At 65.4% G+C, this 16707-nt stretch carries 16 protein-coding genes; 7 read left to right on the forward strand and 9 right to left on the reverse strand.

Annotated features, from left to right (window positions below; all coding sequences use genetic code 11):
- Positions 1-49: 49 nt before the first annotated feature.
- From galE to XF30_RS07490, 4 genes are all read right to left on the reverse strand, one after another.
- Entirely contained in the window at positions 50-1042 is a 993-nt protein-coding gene (gene galE, locus XF30_RS07475) for a UDP-glucose 4-epimerase GalE (protein ID WP_109142326.1), read from the reverse strand.
- Between the two features lie 19 nt (positions 1043-1061).
- Positions 1062-1865 (reverse strand): WecB/TagA/CpsF family glycosyltransferase, encoded by an 804-nt coding sequence (locus XF30_RS07480; protein ID WP_109142327.1) that lies wholly within the window; start codon positions 1863-1865, stop codon positions 1062-1064.
- Positions 1858-4233 carry an exopolysaccharide transport family protein gene (locus XF30_RS07485; protein ID WP_109142328.1) on the reverse strand — a complete coding sequence of 792 codons (2376 nt, stop codon included), beginning with the start codon at positions 4231-4233 and terminating at the stop codon, positions 1858-1860. The genes XF30_RS07480 and XF30_RS07485 overlap by 8 nt, the downstream gene beginning before the upstream one ends.
- Positions 4234-4515: 282 nt before the next feature.
- Positions 4516-5316: a class I SAM-dependent methyltransferase gene (locus tag XF30_RS07490; RefSeq protein ID WP_109142329.1), complete on the reverse strand. Its 801-nt coding sequence runs from the start codon at positions 5314-5316 to the stop codon at positions 4516-4518.
- A gap of 322 nt (positions 5317-5638) precedes the next feature.
- On the opposite strand from XF30_RS07490, the gene XF30_RS07495 reads away from it, so the two are divergent.
- Positions 5639-6667 (forward strand): glycosyltransferase family 2 protein, encoded by a 1029-nt coding sequence (locus XF30_RS07495; RefSeq protein WP_109142330.1) that lies wholly within the window; start codon positions 5639-5641, stop codon positions 6665-6667.
- A gap of 11 nt (positions 6668-6678) precedes the next feature.
- Here the strand turns inward: XF30_RS07495 and XF30_RS07500 are convergent, their stop codons facing one another.
- Positions 6679-7665: a glycosyltransferase gene (locus XF30_RS07500; RefSeq protein ID WP_035997380.1), complete on the reverse strand. Its 987-nt coding sequence runs from the start codon at positions 7663-7665 to the stop codon at positions 6679-6681.
- A gap of 250 nt (positions 7666-7915) precedes the next feature.
- On the opposite strand from XF30_RS07500, the gene XF30_RS07505 reads away from it, so the two are divergent.
- Genes XF30_RS07505 through XF30_RS38410 form a run of 3 tightly spaced genes read left to right on the forward strand, consistent with a single transcriptional unit; the run spans position 7916 to position 11517 of the window.
- Positions 7916-9019 carry a glycosyltransferase gene (locus XF30_RS07505; protein WP_036021091.1) on the forward strand — a complete coding sequence of 368 codons (1104 nt, stop codon included), beginning with the start codon at positions 7916-7918 and terminating at the stop codon, positions 9017-9019.
- A gap of 3 nt (positions 9020-9022) precedes the next feature.
- Complete coding sequence (locus XF30_RS07510; protein ID WP_109142331.1) at positions 9023-10375, forward strand: O-antigen ligase family protein; 1353 nt, start codon at positions 9023-9025, stop codon at positions 10373-10375.
- A complete protein-coding gene (locus tag XF30_RS38410) occupies positions 10372-11517 on the forward strand; it encodes a GNAT family N-acetyltransferase (protein ID WP_192893063.1) in 1146 nt (381 codons plus the stop codon). Before XF30_RS07510 ends, XF30_RS38410 begins: the two co-directional genes overlap by 4 nt.
- A 21-nt stretch (positions 11518-11538) precedes the next feature.
- On the opposite strand, the gene XF30_RS07525 is transcribed toward XF30_RS38410, so the two are convergent.
- Positions 11539-12078: an RBBP9/YdeN family alpha/beta hydrolase gene (locus XF30_RS07525; RefSeq protein WP_109145614.1), complete on the reverse strand. Its 540-nt coding sequence runs from the start codon at positions 12076-12078 to the stop codon at positions 11539-11541.
- Positions 12079-12199: 121 nt separating this feature from the next.
- On the opposite strand from XF30_RS07525, the gene XF30_RS07530 reads away from it, so the two are divergent.
- Positions 12200-12676 carry an Lrp/AsnC family transcriptional regulator gene (locus XF30_RS07530; protein WP_036021132.1) on the forward strand — a complete coding sequence of 159 codons (477 nt, stop codon included), beginning with the start codon at positions 12200-12202 and terminating at the stop codon, positions 12674-12676.
- 96 nt (positions 12677-12772) lie between these two features.
- Positions 12773-13657, forward strand: coding sequence for a protein-L-isoaspartate O-methyltransferase family protein (locus XF30_RS07535; protein WP_192893064.1), 885 nt, complete (start codon positions 12773-12775; stop codon positions 13655-13657).
- 65 nt (positions 13658-13722) lie between these two features.
- Here the strand turns inward: XF30_RS07535 and wrbA are convergent, their stop codons facing one another.
- Both wrbA and XF30_RS07545 read right to left on the reverse strand, forming a co-directional pair.
- Positions 13723-14322 carry an NAD(P)H:quinone oxidoreductase gene (gene wrbA / locus XF30_RS07540; RefSeq protein ID WP_109142333.1) on the reverse strand — a complete coding sequence of 200 codons (600 nt, stop codon included), beginning with the start codon at positions 14320-14322 and terminating at the stop codon, positions 13723-13725.
- 45 nt (positions 14323-14367) lie between these two features.
- Positions 14368-15066 carry a pirin family protein gene (locus XF30_RS07545; RefSeq protein WP_035997400.1) on the reverse strand — a complete coding sequence of 233 codons (699 nt, stop codon included), beginning with the start codon at positions 15064-15066 and terminating at the stop codon, positions 14368-14370.
- A 115-nt stretch (positions 15067-15181) separates the two neighbouring features.
- Between XF30_RS07545 and XF30_RS07550 the strand changes: the two genes are divergently transcribed.
- Positions 15182-16117: a LysR family transcriptional regulator gene (locus XF30_RS07550; protein WP_035997402.1), complete on the forward strand. Its 936-nt coding sequence runs from the start codon at positions 15182-15184 to the stop codon at positions 16115-16117.
- 114 nt (positions 16118-16231) lie between these two features.
- Here XF30_RS07550 and XF30_RS07555 read toward each other — a convergent pair whose 3' ends face one another.
- On the reverse strand, positions 16232-16489 hold the full coding sequence (locus XF30_RS07555; RefSeq protein ID WP_036021169.1) for a hypothetical protein: 258 nt from the start codon (positions 16487-16489) through the stop codon (positions 16232-16234).
- Positions 16490-16707 lie beyond the last annotated feature (218 nt).

Consider the following 16707-nt stretch of genomic DNA (forward strand, 5'->3'; position numbering starts at 1 on the left):
TTCTAGCCGCTGCAGGGCACGGCAAGCAAGCGATCGGAGCCGCGATTGCCTAACGCGGCCTGAACGGATGCGCCTTCTGATGCCAGGCCCAGGCCGTGCGGACGATCGTCGGTAGGTCGGAGTGACGCGGAACGAAGTTCAGCACCTTTCTTGCAGCAGAGGGATCGGCGACCAGAAAGGTGGGATCGCCGGCGCGGCGCGGCTTGATCGTGTGCGGCACCTCGCGCCCGGTCTCCTGCCTGATGGCGTCGAGGATCTCGCGCACGGAAAAGCCGGAGCCGGTGCCGAGATTGAAGCTGCCGCCGGCATGGCCTTGCTCCAGAAGCCTCAAGGCCGCCACATGCGCCGCCGCAAGGTCCGTGACGTGGATGTAGTCGCGGATCGCGGTGCCGTCGGGCGTGTCGTAATCGTCGCCGAACACCGCGAACTCGACATGGCCCTGAAGCGCCATCATCGCGCGGGGAATGAGGTGGGTTTCGTTGTCGCGCAGCTCGCCGATGCCGCCGGCCGGATCGGCGCCGCTGGCGTTGAAATAGCGCAGGCAGAACGCGCCGAAGCCATAGGCCGTGCGGTAGTCGGCGAGCATGCGCTCGATCATCAATTTCGACGCGCCGTAAGGATTGATCGGCGCGCAAGGAAAGTCTTCCGGCAGCGCCTTGGAATCGGCGTTGCCGTAGACGGCGCCGGTCGAGGAGAACACGATGCGATGGCAGCCCGCGTTGCGCATCACCTGCAGCAGCGACAGCGTGCCCTGGACGTTGTTGATGTAATATTTCTGCGGGTCGGTCATGGATTCCCCGACGAGGCTCGCCGCCGCGAAATGCATCACCGCCGTGATCTTGTGGTCGGCGAAGGCGCGCGCCAGCGCCGCGCCGTCGAGCAGATCGCCCGTCACCAGCGGGCCCGATACGAAGCTGCGATGACCTGTCGAGAGATTGTCATAAACGACGGGCTGATAGCCGGCGGCGGACAATGCACGGCAGGCATGCGAGCCAATATAGCCAGCGCCCCCGGTGACGAGGACGGTCGGTCGGTCGGTCATGTCGTATTCTGCTCTTCTCTTAACGGAGGGGCCGGTTGCGGCTGAAGAGAAGATAGAGCGCGCGGGGGTTGGTGGTCAAATAACGCCAGAGCAGACGGCGCGGCTCGAGCAAGGTGCGCCAGGCCCATTCGAGCCCGATCTTCTGCATCCATTGCGGCGCGCGGGAACGACTGCCTGACAAGAAGTTGAACAATCCGCCGGATGTCTTGATGACGCCAACATTGGTCAGATGCGGCGTGAATTCCTTCACGAATGCCTGTTCGTTGGGCACACCGAGCGCGACCCACAGATAGTCCGGTGCCAGGGCGTTGATCTCCTCGACCTTGGCACGCAGCGCCTCGCCGCGCAGATAGCCGTGGCTGTGCCCGACGATCTTGAGATGTGGATACATTTTCTGGACGTTCGCGACCGCCGCGGCGTTCTCGGCCTCGCTTGCGCCGAACATGTAGAAGGTGCGGCCGGCGGCTTCGGCCTTGCGCGCGACGACGTGGAACAGGTCCGTGGTTGCGACGCGCTCCGGCAGCGGGAACCAGGATTGCAGCTTTGAAGCGGCGACCAGCGGCTGTCCGTCGGCGTTGATCAAATCGGCGGCACGGAACAGGTGCTCGGTCTGCGGCTCGGTCGAGCAGCGCGCCAGCACCTCGCCATTGGCCGAGGTCAGGAACAGCGGACGGCCGATGCGATGCTCGGGATTCGTCGCCTCGATCATGAAATCGGCGGTCTCTTCCAGGTCGATCGCGGCCATGCGAAGTCCGCCAACGGTGATTCTCGGCACGTCGGCAGTTGCTGCCCGTCCCTCGAGGTTGACGCGGCGCTCAAGCATATTGTCTGCCTCGCTGGCGCGTTTGCATTGCAGGGGTGAGCTCGTCGAGCACGACGCCGACGAGCTTGCGCTCGGCCGGGCCGAGCGCGGTCAGGATCTCTTCCAGGCTGTCGTTGACGTCGAGGCTGGTCGGCAGCACGGCCACCAGCGAGTCGATGTCGTCGAGCAGCTTGCGGCCGCCGGCCGCGAGCGGAATGGCCGGGCCGTCGAGGATCACGAGATCATAGCCTCCCGCGGAACGGGCCTGCGCAATCGCCTTGTGGATGGCATCGGCGGCCTTGCCGGCGTCGCCTTCGGCGGCCGGCAGCACCGAGATGCCGTTGACCGTCTTGATCTCGCGCGCGTCCTTGCTGCCGATCGAGAGCCAGCCGAGCCTGCTCGGCTCGCTCTTGCCGGGACGGATGACCCTGTTCGAGAGCGAGTGCGCCTGATGGTCGGCATCGATCATCAGCACGCGGGCGCCGTCGCGTGCGGCCGCCAGCGCGAAGTTCAGCGCGGCCACGCTGCGGCCGCTGGTCTTGCCGGTGCCGACGAGCGCGACGACCGGCATCGCCTTGCCGCCGGCGCGCCGCGTCAACGCGGCGCGCATGTCGCGCCAGGCGTTGAGCAAGCTCGTCATGGGAAAGCCGGGGCGCAGCGTCGGCCAACCCAGCCGTGTGAGATCGACGCCGCCGCCGGTGGGAAGTATTGCGCCGAGCGTATGGATGACGTCGGCCTCCTGGAAGCGTGCGATCAGCGGCTTCTCGATCACTGGCTGCTCGACCATCGAAGGCTGCAGCGGGGGCGCGTCAAGTTCCGGCGTCGACGGCGCAGCTTCAGGAGCGCGCGGGGCCTGGCGCGGCGGAGCAACCTCCGCAGCGCGCGGGAGCTCCGGTGCTCGGGACGCCTGCGGCGCCGGCGAGCGGTCACGCCGGGCGGGCGTCGGCGCAGCAGGCGCGGTTACGCCGGCGAACAGCAAATCTGCCACGACGAACCAGCTCGATGCGGCGATCGCCCCGAAGATGAAGCCGATCATGGCGAACAGGCTCATGGCCGGCGGGAACGAGCGCCGCTGCGGCACCGTCGCCTCGCCGATGACGCGGGCGGCCGAGGTGTTCAGGCTCTCCTGCTCCTCGGTCTCGCGGGAGCGCTTGAGAAAGGACTGATAGACGTCGCGGCTGGCATCGGCTTCGCGCTCGAGCTCGCGCAGGCGCACGGCGGCCTGGCTGAGCTGGACGCTCTGCCGCTTCTGCGCTTCCAGCGCGCGGTTGAGCGAGGCCTCGAAATCGCGGGCGCGCGTCAGGTCGTTCTTGGCGGACTGAGCGAAGCGGTCGATCTCCTCGTTGATGGTGCGCTTGAGATCCTCGACCTGCTTCTCGGTCTGGCGCAGCGCCGGATGGCGCGGGCCGAGCTCACCGGCCTGCTCCGCATATTTCTTCCGGGCGTCGGCATATTGCGCGCGCAAATTCGCAATGGTCGGCGATTGCAGCGCCTCCGGAATCGCGCCGGCATCGGCAGCGGTGCGGCGGCTCGCCTCGATCTGGTCGAGCCGCGCCTGCGCGTCCATCGTCGCCGCGCGGGCCGCGGAAAGCCGCTGGTTGCTGGCGGAGAGCTGCTGATCGCTGATCAGCGCATCCTGGGTGCCGACGAAATTGTTCTGGGCCTTGTAGGTCGCCAGCGCGGTCTCGGCGTTCCGCAGCCGGTCGCGCAGCTCCTTCAGGCGGCTGGAGAGATCGTTGGTGGCGCGCCGTGCCGCCGAAGCCTGCGACTTGCGGGATTCGGCGAGATAGGCGTTGGTCAGCGTGTTGGCGAGCATCGCCGCCTTGGCGGGATCCGTCGACCATACCTCGATGTCGACGATGAAGCTTTTCTCGGTTTTGCGGATCGTGATGTGCTTGTTCAACGCATCGAGCGCCGCGAGCTCCACTTCCCTCTTCTCCGCAGCGGAGGGCGCGCGCGGTTGCAGGCCGATCAGGCCGAGCAGCGACGACATCAGGCTGCCAGCCTCACCGCCTCCGAATTCCGGATCCTTGTCGAGACCGGCCTGCTGGATCACCTCGAGCAGTACGCTGTTGGAGGTGATGAGGCGCGCCTGGCTCTCCACCACCATGGCCATGCCGGTGACGTCCTGGGCCCGGGGCGTGAGCTCGCGGTCGACGAGCTGAAGCTCGCGCGGGTCGACATAGAGCTGAGCGGTGGCGGTGTAGCGGGGCGTCACGCTCTTGCCGATGGTGACGGCAAGCGTCGCGCCGAGCAGGGCGGCCGCGGCGATCGCGACCTTCCGCCGCCAGAGCAGATTGGCGAGCTCCAGCACGTTGAAGCCGGCCTGAGGCTTGCGTTGCGAGGTCTCCGGTCTGGCTCGATCGATCGGCTGGTTATAATCAAGCATGATCCCCAGCTTTCATTCCAAGTGCCGCGGGCTGAGGGGTTACTCTTCGCTTTACGCCACGCACCCGGGATATAGGTGCCCAATCAACGCAACAGGGAAAATTAACCATACTCATTGAGGGACTATTCACCGAAATGGCAAAGAAAGCGTTTAAGCGTAGGCCATCCCTCGGCGCCTTCCTGTGAACCTCGCGATACCCGCTCCTTAACGGTTCGTTACCGCGCGCAGCATGGCCGCGAGCCGTCGTTCGTCCGTTGATGGGCCGCGCACGTGCCATCGCCGTCAGATCCTCCGAAGGATGACGTGATAGTCGCCGCGGCGGACGTCGGTGCCGCGCGGCAGCACGGCGTTGAGCACCGCGGCCCCGGCGTCGACCAGGGCCGCAAACAGCGGCTTGCGCCGGCGCATCTCGGGATAGCGCGGACTCTCGACCTCACGGCGATAGATCATCTCAAGGCCGTTGGCGGCCGCGAATGCTTCCAGCCGCGGCAACGTCACCAAGGGATGGAAGAACGTCGGGAACGGCGGCTCGCCCGGCAGGCCGGCGTCCTTGATGCCGCGGATGTGCCGGTAGAACCAGACGTGAAACCAGTGCGGCGAATATTTGGTGACGAACCCGGAGAGCGAGCGCGGATTCGGTGCGCCGATCAGGATCATCCCGCCGCGCCTCAGCGCATCGCGGAAGTTCAAGAGCGCGGCGTCGACATGGGGCAAGTGCTCGATCACGTTGTAGCAGATCACGAGATCGAAGGTCTCGCGGGCGAAGCTGTAGGTCTGGACGTCGCCGAGGATCGCCTCGTCGGCGTAGGTGTTGTTGCGGACCTGGTCCTCGTCGATGTCGACCACGGTGACCTTGCTGCGGCTCAGCAATTCCGGTGGCAGAACGCTGCACGAGCCGCCGCCCGCCTCATAGATCGCGAGGCGGCCCTGCGGCAGCTCGCGGCACAGCACGTCGTGGACGGCGAGCAGGCTGTCGCGGGCTTCGCCCGGAACGAGATCATGGAGCGCCTCGGCATATGGTGCAGCCGCGGGGAATTGGATCGCCGTGGCTGTCGCGAAATCGATCGGGGCTGGCTTGTTCATGGATTCTGACCGCGCTTGTTCTATTCAAATTTACAGGAAAAAATGCGCCTGCCCGAAGAGCAAATCCGATGCCGCACCGTCTCACCGGTCGCAGTGCTTACGGCCCGGTTAATGCGCATGCGCATTAACTACGGTATTGTTCATGTTGGAGCGTTGTCGGCGCATGGACCGCCAATTGCAGCACGACGCGCGGCGAACTTGGTGGCTATGTGCCGCGCGGCAGCCGTTCATTTTGAAACGCATCTGTCCCGCGGCGATGTGCCGTCGTGGGACGCGCGATTGAAGCAGGGATTCTTCAATACATCTCGGACATCTAGATCTCATGACATTGATCCCGACAGACCTGTCTGCGGCCCGGATCGCGGATGCCGTGCGCGATCCCAACCGGGAGATCGTGGCGAGCTCTCGCGTCATCGACCTGTCGGTCGACATCGTCGTCTGCGTTCCATGCTTCCGTCGTCCGCAACACCTGCGCCTGACGCTGGAGTCGCTCGCGAACCAGCGCACCCCGCGTTCCTTTGCCGTCGTCATGGTCGAGAACGATGCGGTGCGGCGCGAAAGCGCGCCGGTTGCCGCGGAGTTCTTGGCCGATGGGAGGCTTCAGGGCGTCTGCCTGATCGAGAAGCGACAGGGAAATTGCCAGGCGATCAATGCTGCCTTCGAGACGGCGCAGCAGCTGTTTCCCGCCGCCACCCGTTTCCTGATGATCGACGACGACGAGATCGCATCAAGCGACTGGCTCGAACTGATGGTCCGCACCGCGGAGGCGACCGGCGCCGAAGTGGTTGGCGGGCCGGTGCTGCCGGTCTTCGACGACGACAGCAAGCCCTGGCTTTCGCGTCATCCCGCCTTCTGTCCCGCCTACGACTACAGCGGTGCGGTGCCGCTGATCTACGGCTGCGGCAATTGCCTGATCACGCGGGCCGCCTTCGAGCGGTTCGACCGTCCCGCGTTCGACCTGCGCTTCAATTTTCTTGGCGGCGGCGATTGTGATTTCTTCGTGCGGTGCCGTGACGCCGGTATGCTGTTCCACTGGACGGCGGAGGCCGTCATCACCGAGACCGTGCCGCGTAGCCGCACCAGCCTCGGCTGGATCGCAAAGCGCGGCTTGCGCATCGGCGCGATCAATTATCGTGTGCAGTACAAAGCCGCCCCGAGCGCAGCAGCGCGGGCGCGGGTGTTTGCGCAGATGCTGGGCCGCTTGCCGCTGTCGCTGCTTCGCGCCGCCGCCTTGTTGCCGTCGTCGAAAGCCGTCGTCGCGATGCATCCCGTGATGGTTGCGTTTGGCGCCGCCCTGGCGGCCCTCGGCCTCGAGCCGAAGCCTTACGAGGCCTCGAAGATCGCGTCCTGACGCGGCGAGGATTAGATACCGAAACGGGCGAGGGCGACCCGGATTGCCGAGCGTGGCAGCGATTTGAGCGACTGCCGGCCGATCATCGCGAGATAAGCGAACGCCTGGCGATACCTGCCGAAGCGGACCGCTTGCATCGCCGAGTAGGTGACGAGATGAATCTCGGCGGCAAGGCGCAGCCCGGCTGTCATGTGCTCGGGCAATCTCGCCAGGATCAATCCGTCATCGAACACCCGCGCGATGGCCGGGAAGAAGTCCTTCGGCGTCCGGATCGCGGCGTTCATGGTGTTGGTGGTGTGAAGACGATAATCGAGCAACAGCTCTGGCGCGAACGCGAACTCCCCGATCGCAGCGAGGCGGCACCAGCAATGCCAGTCCTCGCAATATTTCAGGGACGTATCGAAGCCGCCGATGGCGCGGAAAGCTTCCGCGCGTGCGAGCGCGATGCCGCCATTGACGATGAAATTGCCGGCGGCGAGCCGCGTCAGCACGTCTCCGGACGGCTTCCGGCGCCCCTTCAAGAGGCCGCGCCGGCCGATCTGGCGGCCTTCGCTGTCGATCGTGTTGTAATCGCCATAGACGAGGACGGCGCGCGGCGCGCCACGCGCAGCAGCGAGCAGCGCCGCCACCGCGCCTGGGCGCAGGCGGTCGTCGGCATCGAGGAAGAGCAACCACTCGCCGCTTGCCTGTCTTGCGCCGAGATTGCGTGCGGCCGATACGCCCGCGGAATCGTTGTGGAACAAGTGCAGCCGCGGGTCACGCATGCCGCGGACGATCGCAACGGTTTCGTCGTCCGAGCCGTCGTCCACGACGATCACCTCGGTCACCTCGCGCTGCGCCAGAGCGCTGGCAAGCGTTTCGCCGACATAGGCCGCAACGTTCTTGGCCGGAATGACGACCGATACCGGTGTGGTCGAGCCGACCTGAAGCGGCAAGCGCGCCGGCGCTGCCGCGCGGGAGGCGGCTGGCAGTTCGAGAACCTCTTCGGCGGTGATCAAGCTACGGCTCGCCTTTAATGATCCGTTAACCAGGACCCCATGTGCCGCGCTGGTAACGCTGGCGATCTGCAAGTCCGGCGTGCGCGCATGATACTCGCATTCCGCTCGAACCGTTGCCGAGAAGGGCCGTGTGCCGCCGGTTTCGTAGAATAACGTTAAGCCGCTGGCATTAAGCCTGTGGCAAATTTGGAAGAGTGCGGCGGACTGCCTCGTGCGAGAATGCGCATCGGACTGCCGCGGATGGAATCCCGTGCCCGCAAACACGTTCGAACACGCCCCCGATACGATGATCCTGAACCTCTTTTACGAGGACAAGGATGACCGCTGGTTTCCGGGCGACAGGCATCTGCGTCGCATCGCCCGCCGGTTGTTGCTCGGCGAGCCGCGCATGAGTGGCCAGCTGCGCGTGTTCCTCAATCTCTGTGCGGGGCTCGACCGGCTCGGCATCCGCTACCGCGTCAACGATTACGGTTACATCGCGGAACATCCCCACGAGCTTGCCTGTATCGTCGGGCGCACGTTCCTGCTCGACAAGTTCCTATGGAAGAACCCGATCCTGCTCGGCGCTGCCGTCCACAATCATCCGCTCGACGACCCTGATCTATTCAAGCGTCTGCCGGTGAAGAAGGTCGTGGTGCCCGGTCCCTGGTACGTCGATATGTACCGGCCATATTGGCCCGAGACCGAGGCCTGGCCTGTCGGCATCGACACGAATCTCTGGGCGCCGTCGGCTCGAGCGCAAAAGACCGTCGATGTCTTGATCTACGATAAGGTCCACTGGGACCGCGAGCGCTACACGTCGGAGATGATTGAGCCCGTGCGCGCCCGGCTCGTTAAGGAAGGCCGCTCGTTCACGGAGCTGCGCTACGGCAGCTACAAGGAAGCCGATTTTCAGGCGGCGCTCGCGCGTTCGCGCGCGATGATCTTCCTGTGCCAAAGCGAGAGCCAGGGCATCGCCTATCAGCAGGCCTTGTCCTGCGGCGTGCCGGTGTTTGCCTGGGATCCGGGCGGGCCATGGCGCGACCCCGACTATTATCCGCATCGCGTGCAGTTCGCGCCGGTGTCGTCGGTGCCGTACTGGGACGAACGCTGCGGGGTCAAGTTCACCGACATCGCCGGCTTCGAGACGGGCTGGGACAATTTCTGGGCCGGGTGCACCGCGGGCGCGTTCGATCCGCGCGGCTACATCCTGGACAATCTCACGCTGGAGCAACGGGCGCTGCAATATTACGAGATCGCGCGGAGCATCATGCGGCAGCCCGCGATGTCGCAGACCTCCGCAAGACCCGTTGACGAAGCCTCGGAAGGGTTGAGCCGCGACCCCAAGCTTCACTGGCGTTACCGAATGTCTTGAGCCATGGACCGCAGTGCCGCCAACATGACCGACGTCGGGGCCCGATCGTTCGGCCATATCCTGCGTGATCGCCTCGCAGGGCTCGATGCCGTGCAGGTGGCGCGCTGCCTCGTCGCGGTCGGGGCGCTGCTGCTGGTGCTGGTGACACTCGATCCGTTCCCGGACCTGCGCAATCCCGACGTCACCATGATCGTCGGCGGACGAATGGCGCTGACCTATATCGCCTGGGGTCTGCTGGCTGCGCTCGCTATACTGTGTGTCGCTGCCACCGATGCGCTCGCGCTGAAGAGCCTGGTGACGCCGCTGCATCTCTGCCTGCTGGTCTGGCTTGTGATCAACATCGTGTTCTCCGAAAGCCGCGGCGTTTCGATGCAGCGATTCGTGCTCACCGTTAGCGTGACGTCGCTCGCCATCGTGTTGCCGTTGCTGCCGCCGACGCGGCGCAGCTTCAACCTTTGCCTGGGCGGCGCCGCGCTCGTGCTGCTCGCGCTGTGCTATCTCGGCGTCTTCCTCGCGCCGCAATATGCGGTCCACACGGCGCTCGACGTCACTGAGCCGCAGCTTGCCGGCGACTGGCGCGGCAGCTTCGGCCACAAGAATATCGCCTCCGCCGTGATGACCATCCTGGTCTATGTCGGCATCTACCTGTCCGCCGTCGGCTCGTTCGTGATGGGGCCTGTGATCGCCGTGCTGGCCGGCACCTTCCTGATCTTCACCGGCGGCAAGACGTCCTCGGTGCTGTGCCTTGCGATCTACGTGCTCGCTTCGCTGGTCTATGTCACGCCAAGCCTGTGGCTGAAGCGGCTCATCTGCTTCGTGCCGCTGGTTGCGATGAACCTGTTGACCGTCGGCAGTGTCGTCAGTCCGGTGCTGGCGGCGATGACACGGCTGCTTCCGCTCGATCCCACCTTCACCGGACGCTCCGCGATCTGGGACTTCGCGCTCGCGGCCGTCGCGGAGAAGCCGATCATCGGCCACGGCTATTCTGCGTTCTGGGACGACGTGAGTGCGCGGGCCACCGCGGAAGGAGCCGAATGGGCGACATCGGCGGCGCACAGCCACAATAGCTACCTCGATCTCGCGGTCACGATCGGTCTTCCGGGGCTGCTGCTGGTGATCCTCATCTTCGTGCTCGCCCCGCTCCGCAATTTCCAGACGGCGCAGGCTCACAGCCGCAGTGGCGCACTGGCCAAGCTGTTCCTGACCGTGTGGCTGTTCGGCCTGTACTACGGTGCCACCGAGACCTTCCTGCTCGAACGACAGAATCCGATCTGGTTCATGTTCGCGCTGGCGGCGGCCGGCCTGCACTTCCTGGCGAGGTTCCAATGTATCGAGCAGACCGAGCCCCGCGCATGACCTTCCTCAGCGTTGATCAGCCCGACGATCTTGCGTCCAGCGCGTCGGCCATCGCGGTCGATTTCCTGCGTGACTGGCGGCACGCGGCCTCGCGCCTGAGCGCCGGGCACCGCACCGCCTTCCAGCATGCCGACTGGCTCGGCGCCTGGTACGAGTCGTTTCACGACGTCGCGCCACTGATCGCCGTGATCTCCGATGCTGCCACCGGCAAGGACATCGCAATCGTGCCGATGATCAGCCATGTCAGGCGCGGCATCCGCATCGTCGAGTTCGCGGACCTCGGCGTCTCCGACAACAACGCACCGATCCTGGCGCTCGATGCCGCGTTGGATGCGGGCGCGACGGACGCGATCAACACGGCGCTGATCGGCGCGCTACGCGCTCTGCCCGACCGTTTCGATCTGCTCCGCCTGAAGAAGATGCCGGCGGAGGTCGGCGGCAAGCCGAACCCGCTGGTATCGCTCGGCCGGATCGGATCCTCCTCGCTCAACGGCAATCTCGTGTTGATGGGCGACGACTATGGCGGCTATCAGGCCGCGATCAAGCGCCTGCAGATGCCGCGCTGCTGGCGGGTCTTCAGCCGTCTTGCCGGTGCGCGGTTCGAGATCGCCGCCGATGTCGGGCGTGCGCACGAGCTGTTGGACGTGATGGATCTCCAGCAGCAGGCACGCATGCAAAAGCTCGGCTCGCGGTTCGTTCTCAACGACGAGACCCATGCGCGATTCTATCGCGCAGTCGTTCACGACGGGCTCGCGGAAGGTTATGCCATGGTGTCGGCGCTGGTCTGCGACGAAGGCGTCGTTGCCACCGCATTTGGCGTCAAGCACGGTGCGACCTATGTCTTGCTGCGCATCAGCCATGCCGGCGATCCATGGTCGAACTGCTCGCCGGGTCTGCTCGTCATCGAGCGCACCATGGCTGCGCTGCATGCACTGGGCGTGCGCCGTTTCGACCTCAGCGTCGGCAATCAAGCCTACAAGCGCCGTTTCGGCGCCGAGAGGGTGCCGCTGACCGATGTCAGCGTCGCGCTGTCCTGGCGCGGCCGGCCCTTCGCCTGGCGCGATCACGCCGCGCAGGGCCTTCGGCGCTATCCGAAGCTCGCCTCCCTCGCGGCGAGGGCGATGGGCAAGGGAGCGCGCTGACGGGCGCCGTCTGTTTCGCCATCACCTCGGAAGGCCCGCCCGGAAAGCATCCAGCAACGCGCGTCCTTGCGGCCAGTCGCCGAGCCCGCTCGCGGCATTGATGTGGCCGAGCGCGCCCGGCACGATCAGGCCGGACTGCCAGTCCTGCGCCCGCCGCCGTGTCACCTCGAGCGCTCCATATGGATCATTCGTGCTCGCGATGATCAGCGCGGGAAAGCGCAACGCGCCGCCGGGGACCGGCTTGAACGCTGCGGCCTCCGCGGGAAAATGGCCGCCATCGGGATCGGGCACGGCGACCAGAAAGGCGCCCGCAATCGCGGAAGGGAAGCGCGCGGCCCAGTGCGCCACCAAAAGGCAGGCGAGGCTGTGTGCGACCAGGAGGGGCGGCCTGGCGCAGCGCGCGACCACGTGCTCCAGGGCTTGCTCCCAGTCGTCGAGCTCCGGCTGGTCCCAGCTCGCCGGCTGGAATCGCGTGAAGCGCGCGTCAGCGAGCTCCCATAGCGTCTGCCAGTGGGTATCTCCGGAGCCGCCGAGCCCGGGCAATGTGATGATGTCGTGCATGAACGTCCCGTGATATCTGAGGTGACCGCAGTGTGACCGATCGCGGTCCTGCATCACATGGCAAGTCATCGGCGAAATCGACCATCTGCCGATGATCTCAAGGTGGAACGGAGAATTGAGTTTGGATCGCTTCGGGAGCATCGATGCCAAGGATTTGAAGATCCTCGAGGCGCTGCAGGCCAATGCGCGCGTGCCGTTGTCCGAGCTCGGCCGTTCCGTCGGGCTGTCCCAGCCGGCCGTGTCCGAACGCGTCAAGCGGCTCGAGGAAGCCGGCATCATCGAGGGCTATGGCGCCCGCATCAACCCGCGCGCTCTCGGGCTCGGCCTGATGGCGCTGGTGCGCCTGCGCACCTCGCACGAGCACATTAAGACCTGCCTCAAGCGGTTCAGCGAAATCCCTCACATCATCGAAGTCCATCGCGTCACGGGCGATGACTGTTTCGTGCTCAAGGTGCTCGTTCCGGCGCCGGAGGATCTCGAGACCATCGTGGATCGCATCGCCGGTTTTGGTGCTGTGACGACCTCGCTGGTGCTACGGAGCGAACCCGTGCGGCCGATCGGCAAGGACCTCGTCAGGAAGAAAATGGAACGGAGTTGAGGCGTGGCTACGCGCCGTCACAAAGGCCGCGATTGCGCAAGCCTTCCGATGATCGTCCTCGTTGTGTTATCGTCGCTTCCATTCCGCGGAGGCGACATGGAAGACCGTTCGGCAAAATATCGTGCATTCTATGCGCAGTTGATTTGCGGTGCTGCGAAGGCTGCAGACCCTCGCCTCGAACAGGCCTTTCGGACCATCAGGCGCGAGCCGTTCGCCGGGCCCGGGCCGTGGTCGATCTGTCTCGGCGGTCATCCCTATGTGGTCACGCCTGACGATGATCCCGCCTTCCTCTATCAGAACGCGCTGTTGGCGCTGGACCCGGCGCGCGGTCTCAACATCGGCATGCCCGGTGCGCACGCTTATTGGCTCAGCGGCTGCGCCGTGAAGGAAGGCGAAACCGTGGTCCAGATCGGCGCCGGCAGTGGCTATTACACTGCGATTCTCGCGCATCTCGTCGGTCCCGGCGGTCGCGTTCACGCCTATGAGATCGATGAACGTCTGGTGGGACTTGCGCGCGACAATCTGAAGGACGTCGCCCATGTGGACGTGCGCGGACGCTCGGGCATCGCGGCGGATCTGCCGGCGGCCGACGTGATCTATGTCTGCGCGGGCGCGGCACAGCCGGCGGCGGAATGGCTCAATGTGCTGCGGCCCGGCGGGCGGCTGGTGTTTCCGCTCGCGCCCGAAGGCATGCTCGGCGGCATGTTGATGATCACCCGGCCGGATGACGGTGCGATCTGGCCGGCGAAATTCCTCAGCCGCGCCCAATTCATCGGCTGCGCGGGATTGCAGGATGCCGAGGCCGGCCGGCGATTGGGCGAGGCGTTCACGAAAGGTTGGGAAGGGGTGCAGTCGTTGCGGAGAGAGGGCGTCCCCGACGAGACATGCTGGTTTGCCGGCGAGGGCTGGTGGCTTTCGACGGCGCCCGCACCTCTACCGACGGAGCCGGTTCGGCCTCACGCCGACATCACGCAGATTTAATGGTGACCGTATCCCGATCCCGGATTGGGGCGGCATTCCCGGCTGAGAATGCCGCCCGGGTCGCATCATCCATGCAGCTTTTTGGCGGTCTCCGCGATCTGGCGGCCCTGATAGCGCGCGCCGGCGAGCTCGTTGGCGCTGGGCTGGCGGCTGCCGTCGCCGCCGGTGATCGTGGTGGCGCCATAGGGCGCACCGCCCGTGACCTCGTCGAGCTTCATCTGGCCGGCAAAGCCGTAGTTCATGCCGACCACGACCATGCCGAAATGCAGCAGGTTGGTGATGATCGAGAACAGCGTGGTCTCCTGGCCGCCGTGCTGGGTCGCGGTGGCCGTGAAGGCACCGCCGACCTTGCCGTGCAGCGCGCCCTTGGCCCAGAGCCCGCCGGCCTGGTCGAGGAAGTCCGCCATCTGCGAGGCCATGCGGCCGAAGCGGGTGCCGGTGCCGACGATGATCGCGTCGTAATTGGCGAGGTCCTCGATCTTGGCGACCGGCGCGGCCTGGTCGAGCTTGTAGTAAGAGGCTTTCGCGACCTCGGCCGGCACCAGCTCGGGCACGCGCTTGATGTCAACGGTCGCGCCGGCCTCGCGCGCGCCTTCGGCGACGGCATTGGCCATCGCTTCAATATGGCCATAGGCGGAATAATAGAGGACGAGAACTTTTGTCATGGTGGTCTCCGTTGGGATTGGGTGAGGTGATTGGTTGCTTGTTCGTCACGCCGCGTCGACGAGCACGAGCTCGGAATCTTCGAGCGCCGTGATCTTCAGCTTGGCCTCGTCGCGGATCGCAGCGCCGTCGCGGGCATTGACGCGGACGCCGTTGATCTCGACGGCGCCTGCCGCCGGCACCAGGTAGAGATGCCGCGACGTCTGCGGCTCATACTCCGCGCTCTCGCCCGCCTTCAGCGTGGTGGCGAGCACCCGGGCATCGGCGCGGATCGGCAGTGCGTCCGTGTCGCCCGCAAAGCCGCTCGCGATGGTGACGAGCCTGCCGGAGCGGTCTGCCTTCGGAAACGGCTTCGAGCCCCAGGTCGGCTGTCCGCCGCGCATCGCCGGCTCGATCCAGATCTGGAAGATCCGCGTCCTGGTCGGCTCGAGATTGTACTCGGAGTGGCGGATGCCGCTGCCGGCGCTCATCACCTGCACGTCGCCCGCTTCAGTGCGGCCCTCGTTGCCGAGGCTGTCCTGATGGGTGATCGCGCCTTCGCGCACATAGGTGATGATTTCCATGTTGGCGTGGGGATGGGCGGGAAAGCCGGTGTTGGGCGCGATCTCGTCGTCATTCCACACCCGCAAGGCGCCGTGGCCCATGTTGTTCGGGTCGTAATGGCCAGCGAACGAGAAATGATGCTTGGCCTTGAGCCAGCCGTGATCGGCGCCGCCGAGCTTCGCGAAAGGTCTGAGTTCGATCATCTGTGCAATTCCTTGATGTCGGATTGACCTGTTGGATAAGCCTTCGCCTGTGGTATAGAAATAGAAACTGTCGAAACGCATTGTTTCCTTAAATGCCCCATCAGGACCGGCTGCCATGGCAAAACTTCCAGATTTCGAAGCGCTCGCGATCTTCGCCAAAGTCGTGGAGCTGCGATCATTTGCGGGGGCTGCGAGCGAGCTCGGGATGTCCAAGGCCACGGTGTCCAAGGCGGTCACGCGATTGGAGGAGCGGCTCGGCGCGCGGCTGTTCAACCGCACCTCGCGCCGGCTCGCGCTGACCGATGCCGGCCACAAGCTGGCCGAACGCGCGACGCGCCTCTTGGCCGACGGCGAGGCCGCCGAAAACGAGGCGTTGGCGCAGTCGGTGGCGCCGCGCGGCCTGGTGCGGCTCGCCGTCCCCATGACGTTCGGCATCAAGGCGGTGGCGCCGCTGCTGCCCGAGTTCTTCCAGGCCTATCCGGAAGTCTCCGTCGATCTGCATTTGAGCGATGCGACCGTCGACCTGATCGGCGAAGGTTTCGACATGGCGGTGCGGATCGCGCGGCTGCCGGACTCTTCGCTGATCGCGCGGCGGCTCTTCACCATGCCGCGCTACACGGTCGCCGCGCCGTCCTATCTCAAGAAGCACGGCCGGCCGACGCACCCGATGCATCTCGCCGCGCACAAATGCTTCAGCTACGCCTATCTCTCCACGCCCAACGCCTGGCACTACACCAATTCGGCCGGCGAGCAGGCCAGCGTGCGCCCGGGCGGCCAGCTTCGCGTCAACAACGGCGAAGCCGTGATGCCGGCGTTAATCGCGGGGCTCGGCATCGCCGAGCTGCCGGAATTCATCGTCGGCGAGGCGATCTCGTCAGGCGAGGTCGAGGTCATCCTGAAGGACTGGAAACAGGCCGAAGGCGCCGTGCACCTCGTGACCCCGCCCGGCGGCCCCCGCCCCGCGCGCGTCGAAGCGCTCGCCGATTTCCTGGCAGCGAAGCTGCCGGGCACATGCAAGCGGCGGCCGCGCGGGAAAAGCAAAGCGTCGTAGGAGCGCGCGCGGCTTCAACGCTCTCCGTCATTGCGAGCGCAGCGAAGCAATCCAGCATGTCTCCTCGGAGAGATTCTGGATTGCTTCGTCGCAAGAGCTCCTCGCAATGACGAACTACGACACCTTCACGCCATGGATCGCGACGACGCGCAGGCTTGGCTTCAGCGTCCCCTCCAATTGCGCCTTCAATTCGTGAACGCGTGGGTCGCTCGATCGCGCCGCACACACACCATATTGATGGACGGATCGCGCCAGCGCGCGCCGCGCTTCCGGCGTTCCCGTCAATTCGGGCGTCGAAAGCCGCAACACGATCGCTGCGAGATTCACCAGCATCTCGTCCAGCGCAACGTCGATAGTCGCCAGATTCCGCATCATCCACTCTCCCTGGGAAGGCAACAGCGGGCCCGGACATGCGTTCCTGAAGGAGCCCGATATGGCTAACGCTTCGTAAACGTCTTGTTCTTGCCGCCTGGCGCGTTAGCCTGGCAGCGAAACAAGAAAATCAGGCGAGGGCAAATCATGGATCGACGCGGTCTCTTGCGTGCGGCTGCGGCATTGCCGCTGACGGAGTTTTTGCCCAGGCAGTTTGC

The sequence above is a fragment of the Bradyrhizobium sp. SUTN9-2 genome, assembly GCF_003122645.1.
GTDB classification, from domain to species: Bacteria; Pseudomonadota; Alphaproteobacteria; order Rhizobiales; family Xanthobacteraceae; genus Bradyrhizobium; species Bradyrhizobium yuanmingense.

Coding starts and splice junctions, on each gene's coding strand:
- XF30_RS07545 (WP_035997400.1), bottom strand. CDS start 15,066: ATGATCGAACTCAGACCTTTCGCGAAGCTCGGCGGCGCCGATCACGGC.
- XF30_RS07525 (WP_109145614.1), bottom strand. CDS start 12,078: ATGCACGACATCATCACATTGCCCGGGCTCGGCGGCTCCGGAGATACC.
- galE (WP_109142326.1), bottom strand. CDS start 1,042: ATGACCGACCGACCGACCGTCCTCGTCACCGGGGGCGCTGGCTATATT.
- XF30_RS07490 (WP_109142329.1), bottom strand. CDS start 5,316: ATGAACAAGCCAGCCCCGATCGATTTCGCGACAGCCACGGCGATCCAA.
- XF30_RS07510 (WP_109142331.1), top strand. CDS start 9,023: ATGGACCGCAGTGCCGCCAACATGACCGACGTCGGGGCCCGATCGTTC.
- XF30_RS07495 (WP_109142330.1), top strand. CDS start 5,639: ATGACATTGATCCCGACAGACCTGTCTGCGGCCCGGATCGCGGATGCC.
- XF30_RS38410 (WP_192893063.1), top strand. CDS start 10,372: ATGACCTTCCTCAGCGTTGATCAGCCCGACGATCTTGCGTCCAGCGCG.
- XF30_RS07550 (WP_035997402.1), top strand. CDS start 15,182: ATGGCAAAACTTCCAGATTTCGAAGCGCTCGCGATCTTCGCCAAAGTC.
- wrbA (WP_109142333.1), bottom strand. CDS start 14,322: ATGACAAAAGTTCTCGTCCTCTATTATTCCGCCTATGGCCATATTGAA.
- XF30_RS07485 (WP_109142328.1), bottom strand. CDS start 4,233: ATGCTTGATTATAACCAGCCGATCGATCGAGCCAGACCGGAGACCTCG.
- XF30_RS07555 (WP_036021169.1), bottom strand. CDS start 16,489: ATGCGGAATCTGGCGACTATCGACGTTGCGCTGGACGAGATGCTGGTG.
- XF30_RS07535 (WP_192893064.1), top strand. CDS start 12,773: ATGGAAGACCGTTCGGCAAAATATCGTGCATTCTATGCGCAGTTGATT.
- XF30_RS07480 (WP_109142327.1), bottom strand. CDS start 1,865: ATGCTTGAGCGCCGCGTCAACCTCGAGGGACGGGCAGCAACTGCCGAC.